This is a genomic window from Moraxella sp. CTOTU47915, assembly GCF_031986685.1.
GTDB classification, from domain to species: Bacteria; Pseudomonadota; Gammaproteobacteria; order Pseudomonadales; family Moraxellaceae; genus Faucicola; species Faucicola tetraodonis.
The window spans coordinates 41,308-58,336 of the sequence record NZ_DAMAAE010000003.1; the positions used below are offsets into that span (position 1 = coordinate 41,308).

At 43.5% G+C, this 17,029-nt stretch carries 12 protein-coding genes; 6 read left to right on the top strand and 6 right to left on the bottom strand.

Annotation, left to right across the window (positions count from 1 at the left end; all coding sequences use genetic code 11):
- Positions 1 to 67: 67 nt before the first annotated feature.
- The 3 genes from RTL34_RS03520 to RTL34_RS03530 form a co-directional block, all read right to left on the bottom strand.
- Positions 68 to 2,473, bottom strand: a complete 2,406-nt coding sequence (locus RTL34_RS03520; RefSeq protein ID WP_312114636.1) for a sensor histidine kinase — start codon at positions 2,471 to 2,473, stop codon at positions 68 to 70.
- A gap of 887 nt (positions 2,474 to 3,360) precedes the next feature.
- Positions 3,361 to 3,831 carry a hypothetical protein gene (locus RTL34_RS03525; RefSeq protein ID WP_312114638.1) on the bottom strand — a complete coding sequence of 157 codons (471 nt, stop codon included), beginning with the start codon at positions 3,829 to 3,831 and terminating at the stop codon, positions 3,361 to 3,363.
- 341 nt (positions 3,832 to 4,172) lie between these two features.
- The gene (locus RTL34_RS03530; RefSeq protein ID WP_312114640.1) at positions 4,173 to 4,877 is read right to left on the bottom strand and encodes a DUF4230 domain-containing protein; all 705 of its coding nucleotides are present in this window, start codon (positions 4,875 to 4,877) and stop codon (positions 4,173 to 4,175) included.
- 283 nt (positions 4,878 to 5,160) lie between these two features.
- On the opposite strand from RTL34_RS03530, the gene RTL34_RS03535 reads away from it, so the two are divergent.
- Entirely contained in the window at positions 5,161 to 6,921 is a 1,761-nt protein-coding gene (locus RTL34_RS03535) for a proline--tRNA ligase (RefSeq protein WP_007115431.1), read from the top strand.
- A 151-nt stretch (positions 6,922 to 7,072) separates the two neighbouring features.
- Positions 7,073 to 9,256, top strand: a complete 2,184-nt coding sequence (locus RTL34_RS03540; protein WP_312114642.1) for a carboxy terminal-processing peptidase — start codon at positions 7,073 to 7,075, stop codon at positions 9,254 to 9,256.
- A gap of 329 nt (positions 9,257 to 9,585) precedes the next feature.
- Here the strand turns inward: RTL34_RS03540 and RTL34_RS03545 are convergent, their stop codons facing one another.
- Together RTL34_RS03545 and RTL34_RS03550 are read right to left on the bottom strand one after the other, a co-directional pair.
- The gene (locus RTL34_RS03545; protein WP_060995603.1) at positions 9,586 to 9,795 is read right to left on the bottom strand and encodes a CsbD family protein; all 210 of its coding nucleotides are present in this window, start codon (positions 9,793 to 9,795) and stop codon (positions 9,586 to 9,588) included.
- Positions 9,796 to 10,103: 308 nt separating this feature from the next.
- A complete protein-coding gene (locus RTL34_RS03550) occupies positions 10,104 to 10,592 on the bottom strand; it encodes an FKBP-type peptidyl-prolyl cis-trans isomerase (RefSeq protein WP_065254139.1) in 489 nt (162 codons plus the stop codon).
- Between the two features lie 446 nt (positions 10,593 to 11,038).
- Here RTL34_RS03550 and RTL34_RS03555 point away from each other — a divergent pair, with 446 nt between their 5' ends.
- Positions 11,039 to 12,142 (top strand): RNA-guided endonuclease InsQ/TnpB family protein, encoded by a 1,104-nt coding sequence (locus RTL34_RS03555; protein ID WP_312114646.1) that lies wholly within the window; start codon positions 11,039 to 11,041, stop codon positions 12,140 to 12,142.
- A gap of 13 nt (positions 12,143 to 12,155) precedes the next feature.
- Here the strand turns inward: RTL34_RS03555 and RTL34_RS03560 are convergent, their stop codons facing one another.
- Positions 12,156 to 13,304 (bottom strand): AI-2E family transporter, encoded by a 1,149-nt coding sequence (locus RTL34_RS03560; protein WP_172823606.1) that lies wholly within the window; start codon positions 13,302 to 13,304, stop codon positions 12,156 to 12,158.
- Positions 13,305 to 13,534: 230 nt separating this feature from the next.
- On the opposite strand from RTL34_RS03560, the gene RTL34_RS03565 reads away from it, so the two are divergent.
- The 3 genes from RTL34_RS03565 to RTL34_RS03575 all read left to right on the top strand — a co-directional run bounded on the left by RTL34_RS03565 (position 13,535) and on the right by RTL34_RS03575 (position 17,013).
- Positions 13,535 to 15,115 carry a peptide chain release factor 3 gene (locus RTL34_RS03565; protein WP_007115798.1) on the top strand — a complete coding sequence of 527 codons (1,581 nt, stop codon included), beginning with the start codon at positions 13,535 to 13,537 and terminating at the stop codon, positions 15,113 to 15,115.
- A gap of 233 nt (positions 15,116 to 15,348) precedes the next feature.
- Positions 15,349 to 15,600 (top strand): hypothetical protein, encoded by a 252-nt coding sequence (locus RTL34_RS03570; RefSeq protein ID WP_312114650.1) that lies wholly within the window; start codon positions 15,349 to 15,351, stop codon positions 15,598 to 15,600.
- A 486-nt stretch (positions 15,601 to 16,086) separates the two neighbouring features.
- A complete protein-coding gene (locus tag RTL34_RS03575) occupies positions 16,087 to 17,013 on the top strand; it encodes a TatD family hydrolase (protein ID WP_312114652.1) in 927 nt (308 codons plus the stop codon).
- The last annotated feature ends 16 nt before the right edge of the window (positions 17,014 to 17,029 follow it).

Genomic DNA, 17,029 nt, shown 5'->3' on the forward strand with positions numbered 1-17,029 from the left:
CTCGTGTATGGCTGAGCAGATTGCCTGTCAGCCATCGGTTATTGGTTATCTAACATTAGCATTAGTATTAGCTTTCTTCTGCGATTAAAAGCTTGGGTGATTGCTCGCTGCTAATCGCTGTTTTGGGCAATCTGATGGTAAATGTCGTGCCTTCGCCAAGTTGTGATTGCACATGAATATCGCCGTTATGCTGTTCCATGATTTGGGTCGAAATGGCAAGACCCAGTCCCGTACCTTCGCCTGCCGCTTTGGTGGTAAAGAATGGTTCAAAAATCTTGGCTTGGGTCTCAGCGCTCATCCCAGTACCGTTGTCCGCCACGCTGATATACACATTGGCGCCGTCTTCTGTGCTAGTAATGTGTAATGTAGGGTGCTGAGTTTGCCCCATCGCTTGTGCTGCGTTATTAAATAGGTTTAGCAGCACTTGGTTAATCTGGGATGGGTTACAACTAACCGGTTCGATAGCAGTTAACTCAGTTATCACCTCTAAATGTTTGATATTGTTACGGGCAATGACTAGGGAGTTTTTGATACAGTCGTTGATATCGACGGCTTTGATTTTGGCTTGGTCGATGCGAGAAAAATCACGTAAATTGACGACCAATTCTGAGATTTGGCTAACCCCAAATTTGGCATCATCCACCAATCCATGCAAATCATCACTCACCGCATCGGCGACCAATTCATCACTGCAAGCAATGGTTTGTTCAATCGTTTGATTGATGGTTGCTGTATCAGTCGGCGACGCTTGCATCAGTTGTTTGAGCTGCTGGGTATGGTCAATCAATTCGTCATAACGTACGATATTTTCATCAATCAACTCTAAGTTACTACCCACATAGCCCAATGGCGTGTTCACTTCATGGGCAACACCTGCGACCATTTGACCGATGGTTGCCATTTTCTCTGATTGTACTAACTGCACTTGAGAGGCTTTTAAATCTTTTAATGCTTGGTGCAAGTTTTCGGTACGCTCTGCCACTTGCTGCTCTAAGCGTTCATTGACTTGTGCTAATGCGCCTTCGTTCTCGACCACCCGATCAACCAGCTGGTTCATCGAGTCAGTAATCACGCCAATTTCTTGAATGTTTGCCGGTGGCAATTTGTGATCACTGAGTGACAGATATTTTTTTTGTGCAATCAACTGACCGATTTCACGGACGTTACGAGCGACTTGGTGCAGCGGTACCGCCAAAATACGGTGGAAAATATAACCACTTAATAGCAGTACCGGTAAGAAACCCAATAACATATACCATTGCAGCTGTTTACCTAACTGATTGGCAAATAACATCAGTTCTTGATTGGGTTTGACGATGACCATTTTCCAATTGGTCATCGGCATGGCAAAAATAAACGCTGTGGAAGGGGTTTTGAGCAATAAATCGTTGTCTAAGCTGACTTGTTCGACAAAATGGGTGGCGTTGAGATTTTCATTTTGCCCGCTTTGGGTCATTAGCATGGCTGAAATGATGCGTGCTTCTGAGGGAGAGATTTTTTGTAGGTTGGTACTACTCACTAGCGTATTGGTCGTAAAATCAAATTTACCACCGTCTATTTTTTGCGCTTGTTTGATGATGTTGTCATTGATGTTGTCTAAGCTTTTGGCAATGGGGGCAAAATCAGGGTTTTTCTTGGCAAAACTATTGACATCAATCATCTCGCCTTGCGGGTTACTAGCAGTCACTTGTTTGACTTGGGCTTCATTGGGGAAAGTCAAAAAGTTGTTGTTCATATCGACCAAAAACACATAACCGCCTGTTTTGCGCTGCCATTCTTTGACCATCGACTGCATACGCCCGAGCAGCACATCAAAACTCACCACCCCTTCAAAGCCATTGTTTTGCGCATTAAAAATCGCCTTGGCACAGGTCATGACGGGCTGTTTGGTTGCCGGGTGAATATAAGCACGGCTCCACACACAGTGGTCATGATTGGCATACACGGCGGGCACATACCACCAATCACGGTAATAGGGCATGGCAAGCTGTGGTTGGGTTTTTTGGTCGGCTACCCGATTTGCGGTAAGTTTGGCTGGTGCTTGATAGCCAGGATTGATGGCTTGATATTGACTGGCAGATTGCATGACACCCTGCATATCGCGTTGCCAAACAAACGCGGCTTCATCGACGTTAGGTTTGTACATTAAAGGGTCGTACCACACACCGCCACCGACAATGCCTTTATCCATATTTGCCATTAAATTGCCAACACTGGTGTTGATGATATCGGCATTCTTGGGCAAACTGCCGGTCATACGGCTCGCTGTCACTGCCATGCCATCAATTTGACTCACACGCGACAAAATACCATTCACCGCCTCATTGCCAGTTTCAATGATAGTCTGAGAGGTCAGTTTGGCGACGTTAGGCTTGGCTTGCTGGTCAATAATCCAATACACCATCGCCAAAAACACCAAAAAAACCAGCAATAATACGCATAGCAAACGTGTGGTAAGGTTGGAAAAATTCATCATTGTCACTTATCTGTTGGCAAATTGATTGGCTAATTAAATGACCTATTGCATCGCTTAGCCCCAAGTAAAAAAGCTTACAAACTCTAACAGCAGCCGTTAACACAAAATAAAAACGATGGTTTATCTCAATTTCCCAAATTGCGTCATCCTATTGAGAAAATCGATAAACCATCGTCCGTCGGTGACGGTAGTGTAGTCAGGTTATATGACAAAATGATGAATTATACCGATGAAAGGTAATGGGGCAATCCATAGCAATTTTTAAATCACATTTTGCTAAATTATTAAACTTAAGTTGTATAAAAATTCGGATGAAATGCAGAAAAATGTTACGAATTCATTGTGTGATAGGATGGTGTGATAGCGTGATGTAATAGGATGGACATGAAAAAAGCCCTGAATGCTGTTGAGCGCTTTTCCATGGCTAATAGTTAATGGTGAATGGTTACCGTGTAAACTAACGCTACATTAATGAGATGCTTTATCGTGCTCTGTCAAACGATTAGCTGCTTTATTCATAGCCACTTATGGTATGGATTAATTCGTGCAATCCTTCATTAGATAGCACAGTAAATGGCTCACTGGGCTTAATACGGCTGTCCATTTGAAACAACTAATTATTCATATTTGTATCCAAATATTTACTAGCGTAACGGTTTTAAAAATGCCCATCGCTTTGCGATAACATCGGCCAAATAAAGCTAAAGCGTTCCTGCCCAGGTGTGCCATATAGCCAATATTAATGCCGCCCTCTAGCGCCAATTCACCGACTGACTAGTTTTGGCAAGTGGGTTAGGGGCATTGGGGTATCACTGGTTATAACAGCTAAAACTTGCGTAAGCTGGGCAACACCAGATGATGGATTGCCAACTCGAGCAGGCGCATTAAAGACTAAGCGCTAGTGTTAAGGTATTGTCTGTCGCTGATTGATAAGCGTCAACGGCATCAGCGGTGAGCTTAGCGGCAGTAGATGCCTTATTGCTAACAGGTACGCCAGACAAGAACGGCAATTGTGAAAACAACCACTCGCTCAATGGCGATAAATCTTTGATGGGTAACACCAATAAATCTTGCGATAAATAGCCGTTTTCCGTCTCACTACGAGCAGTATAAATAGTTGCCGTATTGGGTTTGCTACTAATTAACTGTTGAACGCTTTCAGCATGACGCAAATCATGATTGACCATGAATAAATCAATTTGCTGATTGTTCGCTGATACCCATTCAAGGTCTGCTTCGAGTCTAAGCAAGAGGCGTAGATAGCCTTTTAGCATCACTTGGTCGCCAGGCTTGATGCCAACCAAAGCAATCCGCATCACTTTTTTTAGACGATCTGAGGCAGACGTGACATTCATCCAGTAAACTCTCCAACAGCTAGCGAATTGATCTTTTACACAACTAAAACGCCATCAAGCATCCTTGCAATAAATTAACGTAACCCTTGGTGAAATGGATACGTTAAGTAGCTATTATTATTGCAATTTTTGATGAGAGTAGCAAATAAATGTCGTCTAAAACTAGCGGACTATCTAGCGGGTTATAAAGTTGAGATTTTAGCAACATTCTTATTATTAAGGTAGGTTACATATCTATTATTTATGCCTTTCATACCAATTCTGACAGGGCAAAAAAACAATACAAAACTAAAAATCGCTTTTATCCTTAGATTAATGTTATTTAGGCGCAAAAAATCGGTTTAACGACAATTGTTAGTGGGCGCGGTGACTTTCACTGTGACTTGTACATTTGCCAGTGCAAATAGCGATTGCACTTGTTTTTGGGCATTATCGTTGGCAGTTTGTAGAATGCCAGAGCGGCAAGCCGATGCGAGCACTTGGTCTTTGCCAGCCACTTGGGCTTGGTTAAATATTTGCGGGTCGGCTTGCACCATGCCAAATACCCCTGTTTGAATATCATACACTTCAATGTTATCTAAATAACTATCCAAAATCTGCGCAGCGGGCAAGGTGATACTGACATGGCTACCATCTGGGGTCACTTGTACATCAGTAGGTTTTAATTGATTTAAGTCAATGCCCGCGGTCACCCGTCCATGAGCGACAAAAAGCCCCTTTTGTTGATCTTGCCACAGGGCGTACCAATTGCCTTCTTTTTGGCTGGTGATAACGGTATCGACATTATACGCCACGGTTTGTAGTCGATTGAGGCTTTGAATCTTAGTGACCACCCCTTCGCGGGTTAATACCTCAACTTTTTTAGGCGTATTTTTTTGTTGCCATTGCAAAAATAGCCAACCCGCCACCGCAATCACAGCCAGTAAAAATAAACTCACCCAAAAAGAAACCGGCTTTTTGTTGCCCGATGCGGGCGGTTCTGGCAAGTTCGTAGTCGGTTTTGCCTCAGGTGATGGCGTGGAAGACGAAGTGGGGAGTTGGGTCATGTATCCATTCCTAATCGTTTATTTAATAGTGGATGCTATTTTGTATGGTTATGACTCGCCATAATTTCAATGTAGCTAGTTTAAATAGCCAATGGGTATGACCAAATTGTCATAATTATTGTCCTAATTTATAAAAATGCTAAGACCAAAAATACTGCATCGATTTGGCAAAAATTAAAAAAACTATTGCACCACCCAGTGGCATAAAATAAGATAATCGGTTTACCAAATAGTCTATCCATTCTCGTTTTTCTTATTTCAAGCCGTACAAACAAGGTGTGCCATGCGAGCCAGTCAATTTACTTTTGCAACGTTAAAAGAAACCCCAAGTGATGCTGATATCATCTCCAGCCAATTAATGCTCCGTGCAGGGATGATTCGTAAGTCTGCGTCGGGTCTCTACACGTGGCTACCGATGGGTCTAAAAACCTTACAAAAAGTCAAAAAAATCATCCGTGAAGAGATGGATGCCATCAACTGCCAAGAGCTGCTAATGCCTGTGGTGCAATCAGCCGAGCTTTGGCAAGAATCAGGTCGCTGGGAAGCCTATGGTCCTGAGCTGCTGCGGTTTAAAGACCGTCACCAACGCGACTTTGTGTTAGGCCCAACGCATGAAGAAGTGATAACCGATATCGCGCGTAACTTGCTAAAAAGCTATAAACAGCTCCCTGTGAGCTACTACCAAGTACAAACCAAATTTCGTGATGAAATTCGCCCACGCTTTGGGGTCATGCGTTCGCGTGAATTTATCATGAAAGATGCCTATTCATTTCATATCGACCAGCCCTCACTACAGCGCACCTATGATGATATGTACCGCGCTTATCATAATATCTTTACCCGTCTTGGGTTAGATTTTCGTGCGGTGCAAGCCGATACTGGCTCGATTGGTGGATTTGCCTCGCATGAGTTTCAAGTCCTAGCTGGCAGTGGTGAAGACGATATTGTATTTTCAGATAGCTCAGCTTATGCGGCCAATATTGAGCTTGCTGAGGCAGTCACTTTGGGCGAACGCGCCGCCGCAACGCAAAATAAAACAGCGGTCAGTACGCCCAATATGCCAACTTGTGAGCAAGTGGCTGAGCATTTAGGTTTGCCATTGTCACAGACGGTCAAAACTTTAATCGTCGAAGGTGAAGCTACCGCAGAAGGTAAAGCCACCTTAGTCGCGTTAGTGTTACGGGGCGATCATACCCTAAATGAAATCAAAGCCGAAAAATTGGCGCAAGTCAAAGCCCCACTCACCATGGCGAGCGAAGAGGCGATGCAAGCAGCGGGCCTGCACAAAGGGTTTATCGGGGTATTTGATTTGAACATGCCAGTGATTGTAGATCGTGCTGCTGCGGTGTTATCAGATTTTGTTAGCGGTGCCAACAAGCCAGATTTTCATACCACGGGCGTCAACTGGGAGCGTGATGCGTCCATTACCGAAATTGCCGATATTCGCAACGTGGTAGAAGGCGACCCAAGCCCAGATGGACAAGGTACTTTACAAATCCGCCGCGGTATCGAAGTCGGTCATATTTTCCAATTGGGTGACAAGTACGCCAAAGCATTAAACTGTGCGGTGATGGGCGAGCAGGGCAAACCTGTCATTACTATGATGGGCTGTTATGGTATCGGGGTTACCCGTATCGTCGCTGCCGCCATTGAGCAAAACCACGATGACAATGGTATCATTTGGAAAACCAGTAGCACAGGTGAGAGCCTTGCGCCATTCACTGTGGCGATTGTGCCGATGATTAAAGGCAAAATGAAAGATGCCGCGACAGACAAAGCAATGCAGCTTGCCGAAGCGCTTTACACAGAGCTAAAAGCCCAAGGTGTTGATGTGCTGCTTGATGACCGAGACGAGCGTGCGGGGGTAAAATTCGCCGATTTAGAGCTCATCGGCATTCCTCATCGTATTGTTATCTCAGAGAAAAATATCAGTGAAACAGGCGAGGTGAAATACGAATATGTCAATCGCCAAGATGGTGAAAAACAATTGCTCACTGCCGCGCAATTAAACCAACTGTTTAAAGACAATCAATTGATTGGCTAACACAACAACTTACCGCTACAAACGGTGAGGTTTGATAGATGATTTGAGTCGAACATTTACACGTTTTGTATGGTGTGGAAAAACTGGCAGTGCTAAGATGGGCTGTCAGTTTTTTCTGTTTATCGCTTCATTAAATAGAGTAAGGAAAGTCATGCAATACAAACAACTTACCGCCAGTGTATTTGCCCTGTTGATGGGTGGGGCGATACTGGGACAAAGTTACCAAACCGCCATTGCAGCGTCGACGAGCGTCGGACAGATCAATAACGAGCAGCGGCAGGTGACTCGGCAAGTCGCAGCGTTATTGGATCGTAGCCATTATCTAGATAAAAAAATGGACGCTGCAACGGGCAAGCAAATTTTAGGCGACTATTTTGATGCGCTGGACCCCAATCATAGCGTGTTTTTACAGTCCGATATTGATGAATTCACCCAAAAATATGGCAATAGTTTCGCCGATTATCTCAAACGCGGTGATTTAAAAGCGGGTTTTGAAATCTATCAGCGTTTTATTGAGCGCTCAAAAGCGTATTACGGCTTTGCCGATAGCTTGTTAAAATCTCCTGTGAACTTACAGAGCAATGAAACGGTCATTATGAACCGTGAAAAATTGCCACGTTTTAAAACCGTTGCCGAGCAACGCGATTTTTGGCGCAAACAGCTGACCTACCAATTAATTGGCATGACCATCAATCAAGATGAAGACAAAAACAAAGACAAGTTTTTGCAAGAAAATGCCGATAAATACAACGCCAGTGATTTAGTCAAAAACGAAACGCGCTCACCAAGCCAAGTGCTGGCCCAGCGTTTAAAGCGCCAATATGCGCAGCTACAGCGTATCGATAGCGACCAAATCGTTGAAACCCTGTTAAATGCAGCGATGGCAGCCTATGACCCGCACAGTAATTATTTTGCCCCCGTGCAAGCCAATGAGATGCAAATCCAATCGACCCTTGAATTGGTCGGTATCGGCGTTTCTATTCAGCCCGATCGCAAGAATCCTGACTACACCCGTATCATCAGCCTAGTTGATGGCGGGCCTGCCGCTCGTTCGGGGCAAATCAAACCCAATGACTTAATCATCGGCGTATCCACTGAAGATAAAGGCATGGTCGATACCGTGGGTTATTCGACACGTGAAGTGGTGAACCTCATTCGCGGTAAAAAAGGTTCATCCGTCACCGTACGCGTCAAAGCACCTAACACCCCAGACAGTAGCGCGCGTAATGTCACCCTCATACGTGATGTGATTCAGCAAGAAGAATCTGGCGTCAATCATCGGGTGATTAGTGTCAAAGATAAAAACGGACAAGCCAAAAAAATCGGTGTGCTAGAAATCCCAAGTTTTTATCTCAACTATAAAGCCCGCCGTGCGGGAGAAGACTATCGTAGCGTCAGCATTGATACGGAAAACGCGTTAAAAGCCTTGAACCAGCAAAACATTGATGGCCTAGTGGTAGACCTGCGTGATGACCCAGGTGGCTCACTCGATGAAGTCGCCAAGATGATTGGCTTGTTCGTCAAGTCAGGTCCGCTGGTACAGATTCGTGATAACCGCGGCAATATCCAAGTGTATGAAGACGAAGATAAAGGTAAGCAGCTGTATACAGGCCCGATGACCGTACTTATTAACCAAGGCTCGGCTTCAGCCAGCGAGATTTTTGCCGCAGCGATTCAAGATTATGGTCGCGGTCTGATTGTCGGCAGCACGAGCACAGGTAAAGGCTCAGCACAAATTCAGCTTGATAACCTTGCCTTAGGGTCAGCGACCTTAACCCAGCGCAAGTTCTACCGTATCACAGGCGGCAGTACCCAAAATAAAGGCGTTGTACCCGATGTGCGCTTAGTCAATATCTATGAAGGCATGGAGTTTGGTGAACGTAGCATGAAAAACCCACTGGCATGGGATACCATTCGTGCCGCGCCGTACCAACCTGCGGGCAACTATTCCGGTGAGACCTTGCAATCACTCAATGCCTTGTCACAGCAGCGTCAAGCAGCCAATGCCCAGTTCGCTTATCTAAGCCAACTCAACAGAATCCGTAATGAGGAAGATGATAAGAAACCTGTCAAATTAGACATCAATGACCGCCGTACTTTCCGCAAAAACATTGAGGCAAAAATGTTGGCGGCAGAAAATGCGAGACGCCAAGCCAATGGGGAAAGCCCCTATAGCACGTGGACAGCGTACCAAGCTGCGCAAGATGCAGAGTTAGAAGTCCGTAGCCGTCTAAAACAAGCCGAACGTCCAAAGCTGCCTGAAAGTGAAGCTTTTGTGATTGAAGCGGCTAATGTGATGCTTGATGCACAGACAGCCAATAACCAACGCCCCTAATGGCAAAAATGTGTGTAAGCAAAAGCTTACATGCATTGACGTTTGTACGACTGTTACCGAATGGTAAATTTTGTAATAATACATTCAACGGCACAGGGATGGTTCTCAAGGATTGAGATAGGGACAGAATTGCCAATAAAGGAATGGTTTATCGTAGTATTAAGGAATGATGCTTGATAAACACGTGGAGTGAGACTTAGGATGAGTCAAGAAATTCACTACCAGTTAGTAAGGACCTTAAGGATGAGGTCAGTGATGCTAGGATAGCAGGTAAAAAAGCCATATCATCTGATATGGCTTTTTTACTTTGGAGGAGGAGTTAATCTATTCTAGAAACGATAGTCATGACGGGCTGACCAGTCGTCGATTTCTTTTTCTACCACATCTTCGGCGCGGCCATAACGCTCTTGGATTTTACCTGATAGCTTTTGGCGATTACCTTCCAATTGGGTAATTTCATCATCAGTTAAGTCACCCCAAGTTTCTTTTACAGCGCCTTTAACTTGTTCCCATTGACCTTTAATTGTATTCTCGTTCATGAGTAGTATCCTTTTTTGTAATTAATTTAATGCTATATAAATAATTAAAAATATATACCCAATCCTGCGTCTTTATTATTGCTTGGATTGTTTGTTGGGTATAAAACTATTATGCCTAAATCTAGCGCACAGTGTGTGGTAAAAACTGTAGTAAAGCATCAAAAAACGTAACTAAATCAATGATTTTGTAAATAATATCAAGCGTTTCTTACACCCCGTAAGAGTATTTCATAGGGTAAAATTTTGCACAAAAAAAGAAGGCTATAAATATAGCCTTCCATTTAATCTTTCTAAGCTTTAATGATAACTTAGTGGTGATGACCGCCTGCACCGTGTACGTGACCGTGTTGTAACTCTTCATCTGATGCATCACGAATGCTTGCCACTTCCACATCAAAATGAAGTTTTTTACCTGCTAGGGGATGGTTAGCATCAACAATCACTTTGTCCTCTTGTACATCTTTCACAGTGACTAACATCACATGACCGTCTTCAGTTTGCGATTGGAACTGCATACCTGGTTGGATATCTTCGACACCTTGGAAATTTTCGCGTGGAACTTCTTGTACTGCAGCATCATCGAATTCGCCGTAAGCATCTGCAGGTTCAATGCTTGCAGTAAATTTATCACCCACTGATTTGCCCGCTAATTGTGACTCAAGACCTGGAATAATGTTTTGGTAACCATGTAAGTACGCTAAAGGTTGACCTTCTGGTGATTGGTCAATGACGTTACCTTCGTCGTCTTTTAAGGTGTAATGAAAATGTACAACGTTGTTATTATTGATAGTAGACATCGCTAAAATTCCTTATGAATCAATGAATGGATTGGCAAATCGCTTTTTTGGCACAATAAATTAAAAATTGCTAGAAATTAAAAATTGCTAGGATTTTTCACTACAATTACTGTGAAAATCTTTCAACTTTTGGTTAAACCTCAAAATACGCCAAAAAATGTTAATGTAAATTGTAACATCAATCATTAAAAGTTTGGCAGTTGATAGACTTTAAAACACATTTTTAATCATTCAACCATACAACACTGTAACAATAAAGCCGTGTTCTGTTATTAATGGCGATAAGATTTAAAAATTCAATTTATTGGGCAAATTATTTATTAATGTGTCCTGTAGCCAGTAGGTGATTTTATCAGCCGTTGCCGTAAAACCACCGCCTTTAGGCGGTGGATATAAGGCAACTTGTACACTATAACGCTTGCATAAATTTTGCTAAAATAATTTGCATGAAAACACTCAAGCTACGCATACGAGATAAACACACAGCAAAGCTTAACCGCCTAAGTGGTTCGGTCAATTTCGTATGGAACTACGTCAATGACTTGAGTTACAAGCATCTGCAAAAAACTGGGAAATTCTTTTGTGCCTATGATCTAAACGAATACACCAAAGGTAGCGGTGAACTGCTAGGCTTGCATAGTCAAACTATTCAAGCCATTAACGAAACCCACGCCAAATCGCGTCGCCAATTCAAAAAAGCCAAACTAAACTGGCGAACCAATAACCCAAGCTCTAAGCGTAAAAGCTTAGGTTGGCTACCGTTTAAACAATCTGCCATCAAACACATCGCCACACACCAAATTGGTAAAAAAGGCTTAAAATCCACCTTACAGCTTAGTTTAGCCAAAGGACAAAAACTAGTCATTGACCTATGGGACAGCTACAACCTTAGCCTATATCAAATCAACACTTGCGAGCTAGTCCAAGACAGCCGTAACCGTTGGTATGCCTGTATCACCGTCAAAGACTATCCCAAGACACAATGCGGAACGGGTAGCGTAGGCATTGACTTAGGGCTTAAAGACAGTGCCACTACCTCAAGCGGTGACAAACTCACCATCAAGCAAACGCTCAAATATGCCAAAGCATTAGCTACCGCTCAACGTGCCAAAAACAAACAGCGTGTCAAGGCAATCCATGCCAAAATTAAAAATACACGCCAAGACCTCATACACAAATTCACCACAGGGCTAGTTAAGAATAACGCCCTAATCGTGGTTGGTGATGTAAAAACCACCCAATTTAACAATAAAAAAGGCAAACTAGCCAAGTCGGTTTACGATGCAGGTTGGTTTGAATTGAAACGACAACTGACCTATAAGTGCGAGAACGCAGGTTGTCGTTTTGAAATCGTATCAGAGCGATACACTACCCAAACTTGCTCGTGCTGTGGCGATATGTCCAGTAGCTTGAGCGGTAGAGCAGGTTTGCGAATAAGAGAATGGACTTGTGCAAAGTGTGGCACATGGCATGATAGAGATATTAATGCCAGTCGGAACATTCTTGCGGTCGGGCTTGACCGTCTTGCAGAAGGAATCCCCTCACTTTAGGGAGGGGAGGAAGTCAAATAACCCAGCCCCTATCTGCCAAAATGCGTTTGATTTGGGCATAAATCACTGGCGCGCTGATCAGTCCCGCTAACCCAAACGTTGCTTCAAGCACCAAAATAAATAACAACAATTCCCAAGCAGACGCTCGGATTTTGTGACCAATGATTTGCGCATTTAAAAAGTATTCAAGTTTATGAATGCTCACCAACCACACAAGCGATAAAATGCTGATGCCAAGCCCGTGAGTGAGGCTGAGCAAAACGATAACAATGTTTGAGACCAAATTACCAACGACAGGGAATAGCCCTGCGCAAAAGGTGATAAGCACAACGGTCCAAGCCATCGGTAGCGGATGACCGAGTAGCGGTAATATGCCTAGCAAAAACACCGAGGTTAAGATGGTATTGATACTAGAGATTTTGACTTGTGCAAAAAACACATCATTAAACCCCATGATAAGTTCATCAAATTTTTGGCGCAAATGCTGGGTAAATGGGGTTTTATGCGCTGCACTATTCACAGGTACTTGCAATGCCACAATACAACCAATCACGACACCCGCTAGCACATAACCAAGCCCGCGTAACGTATGAATACCCACTAGCTGTAGTTGTGGCGCATGACTTTTGATAGTACTCATGAGCATAGCTTGAAATGAACTGACCGAAATGGGTAGATGCTGAGAGATACTTGCGGGTAGTAGGGTATGAAGCTGGTCAAATATGTCCAATATCTGTCGGATAAGCTTATTAAAGACATCAACACTGGCTTTATCAGCAATCCAATCGCCAAATACATACACAGTAAGTGAAATCAAAGTCGCCAAAATGGCAATAGCAAACCATTCTGCGACTTTACCCATACGCTGCTGACGCGAGGCGCTATGCACATAGGCAATGACATGCCGATGAATCCAACCAGCAATGCCGCGAATCAGTGCATAAGTAATTAAGGTGGCAAAAAGCACTAAAGTCAGGTGGAGCAATAGCACAGGCAGCCAGACAACAATCACACTGCTAATCGCTAACAAAAAACTTTTCATATCTGACCACTGTAACCGATCGTTGGTCAAAAAAGAATCGCTCAAATGAGCACTGGTCGAAACTTTGTTTTTATTTTCAAGTGCGGGTTCAGGATTGTTGCCAAGTGGTTCAGCGGTCATAAATAACATCTTAATAAGGTAAAAAAAGATGAGATAAAACTAACACAATTTTAGTGATTAAAGTATTAGATTTATGACAAAATTTTGTCAAAATCGCGCGCACAATGCGCAATAATCACCCATGAAAATCGCAATCAAACGTAAAATCGGCTACAATATGCCATATTTTTTATTCTTTCTTTTATCAGTTATCAAGCCTCGCTACTTTTAAGTCAAATAAGTCAAACACTATGTCACTACATTCTGAAATCGCTAAACGCCGCACTTTTGCTATTATCTCGCACCCCGATGCCGGTAAAACCACCATGACCGAAAAATTACTGCTGTGGGGGCAAGCAATTCAGCGCGCAGGTGAAGTCAAATCACGCAAAACCGACAAACACGCAACATCTGACTGGATGAGCATGGAGCAAGAGCGTGGTATCTCGATTACCACTTCTGTGATGCAGTTTCCCTATGCCGACAACATGGTCAATCTGCTAGACACCCCAGGTCACGCCGACTTTTCAGAAGATACCTATCGTACCTTAACCGCGGTGGACAGCGCACTGATGGTGATTGATGGGGCAAAAGGGGTCGAAGAACGAACTATCAAGCTGATGGAAGTATGTCGGATGCGTGACACGCCGATTATCTCATTTGTCAACAAGCTTGACCGCGAAATCCGTGACCCGTTATCACTGCTTGATGAAATTGAAAACGTCCTCAAAATCCAATGTGTGCCGATGACGTGGCCGATTGGTACAGGTCAGCATTTTGTTGGGGTGTATAACATCAGCGAAGATAAAACTTACTTTTATCAAAAAGGTCATGGTACTGAGATTGTCGAGATTGAGAGCCGTGATGGCTATGACTATCCAGATGTCCGCGAGAGAATCGGTGAAATTGCCTTCCGTGAATTTGAAGAAAGCCTAGAGCTTGCAAAAATGGCACATGAAGATTGGGATGTCGATGAATTTTTGACCGGTAAACAAACGCCTGTGCTGTTCGGCACTGCGTTGGGTAACTTTGGGATTAACATGGTGCTTGATGTACTGACCCAATACGCCCCAGCCCCTAAAGACCATGACACCGTTGAACGCACCGTCAAAGCCGATGAAGAAAAATTCTCGGGCTTTGTCTTTAAAATTCAAGCCAACATGGATCCAAAACACCGTGACCGTATTGCCTTTATGCGGGTGTGTTCAGGCAAGTACGAAAAAGGCATGAAAATGAAACATGTGCGCTTGGGCAAAGAAGTACGCATTTCAGATGCCTTGACCTTTTTGGCAGGTGACCGAGAAGCGCTGGAAGAAGCATATTCGGGCGATATCATCGGCTTACATAATCATGGCACCATCCAAATTGGCGATAGCTTTACCGAAGGTGAAACTTTAAACTTCACAGGCATTCCCCACTTTGCGCCAGAATTGTTTCGCCGTGTGGTACTCAAAGACCCGCTTAAGTCAAAACAACTGCAAAAAGGTCTACAGCAGCTATCAGAAGAAGGCGCCACCCAAGTATTTATGCCGCAAATCAACAATGATTTGATTTTGGGCGCGGTAGGGGTGCTACAATTTGAGGTGGTCGCGCATCGCCTGCTTGAAGAATATAAAGTGCAATGTACCTTTGAGCCTGTGTCGATTGCGACGGTGCGCTGGGTGCATTGCGATGACAAAGTGGCGTTTGAGAAGTTTAAGAAAAAAGCCCACGACCAGTTATCTGTTGATGGTGGTGGGTATTTGACCTATCTTGCCCCAAGCCGGGTTAATCTTAAATTGATGGAAGAGCGTTATCCAGAAATTACCTTTAGCGCCACCCGTGAGCACTGATAAATTGATACAGTCATCGTGATAACCGCAGAGAAGCTGACAAACCCTGTCAGCTTTTTTTCAATCTTCAAAGGATTTTACCCAATTTACCAAACGATAACCCAATGAGTGCAAACAATAAATATTGGTAACCTAATTACTTTAGTAAAAAGCTTAAGTTTTGGCTACAATTAACCCATTAGCGATAACTATTAATTAAAAATTTTAACAACTACAACAAGAGTGAGGATACTATGCAATTCCCAAATGGTGTAACCAAATCAAACCTTATTAAACTTGGCGTACTTGGTGCCGCTTACTATATGTTAAAAGGTCGTAACAAAACCCAGCCAACCATTGAAAACAAAGCAAATAATCCGGCACCGGTTGACAATGAGAATGCTGATAATGCTGCGGCAAATTCAAATGGCACGAAACCTGCCAAGACTACCGCATTTACCATGGGTAAAGAATTAGCTGCTAAAGTATTGGGCAAAAAATTCTAATAGTTATCGAATACTTATAAAATTACGTTGTTATATAACAGCTATTTACTATAACGGCATTTGAAAACAGCCCATTAGTCCACCATTAAACGGGTATCGACTGATGGGTTTTTTTATGGCAATACTGTTAAAAGCTAAGGTTTAAAAACCAAGGTAAGGCGAGGCGAGGTATGAGAATGTCGAGGGTAATTAAACTAGGGGTTGCTGCGACAGCTTTATTGTTGATACCTAGACGTAGTAGTCCACGGGCTGATAAAGTTACCAAGTCGCCTAAAAGTCTATCCGCTAAAAACACAGTTGAGCCGCCTATCAATAGAAATACTAAGCAGGATAACCATAACTAAAACAATGGCTAAAGTTTTTATGTAAAGCTATGGGCAGATAACAAATAAAGGATAAATAGATGACGTGCGTGGGCTGCACCGCAATTGACGGTGCCTTACAGCGAGCTAAACGGCAATGTCAAACCACAGTATTTGAAATGATATGACTATGATAAATGACACGGCTTGCTCGTTTGATTTGCCATTACCATTACCATTAATTGATACGCATACCCATTTTGATGTGGATAGCTTCGATCATGACCGCGAGATCCAATCCCAGTTGGCATGGGATAACGGCGTTCGTCATCTGGTTTTAATCGGTTTTCTAGCAAAGTATTTTGCACAAATGGTGGCATGCCAACAGCAAATGCAAGGCTATGGGCAGCAAGGCAAAGCCACACCTTTGGCGCATTTAGCCTTTGGCTTGCATCCTTTTTATATCACTGAGCATAAAGACAACGATTTGCAGCGGCTAGAGCAGTTTATTCAGCAATATTCACCCATTGCGATTGGGGAAATCGGGCTTGATACTTTTACTGCGCCGATGAAAACTGCGGAGAACTATACTCGCCAGCAGGATTTTTTTGGTCAGCAACTTGAATTGGCAAAACAACACCAACTGCCTGCGCTGCTACATATTCGCCGCGCGCATGGCGATGTGATTAAGATGTTAAAAGCACAAAAATTCACCCAGGGCGGGATTGCCCATAGTTTTAGTGGCGGTATCCAAGAAGCCAAAGCGCTGGTAAATTTGGGCTTTAAAATCGGCATCACCGGGCAAGTGACCAATCCGAATGCCAAAAAACTACGCCATACCCTTACAGAGCTTGTCAAAACCGTCGGACTTGATGCTATTGTGATTGAGACGGACTGCCCAGACTTTACGCCGCTGCCCTGTCATAGGACGCACGGTAGGCGCAATGTACCTGCCAATCTGCCGTACGTGTTGACAGGGTTATCACACTTATTAAAAAAAGATCAATCCCGGCTCGCCCAACAGTTGTGGCAAAATAGCTGCGCTGCGCTGCAAGTCAGCTGGGATTATCCTATCCCAAGCAAATTGAACATAAAACCTGACCAAGATTAAAATAAACCATGACAAT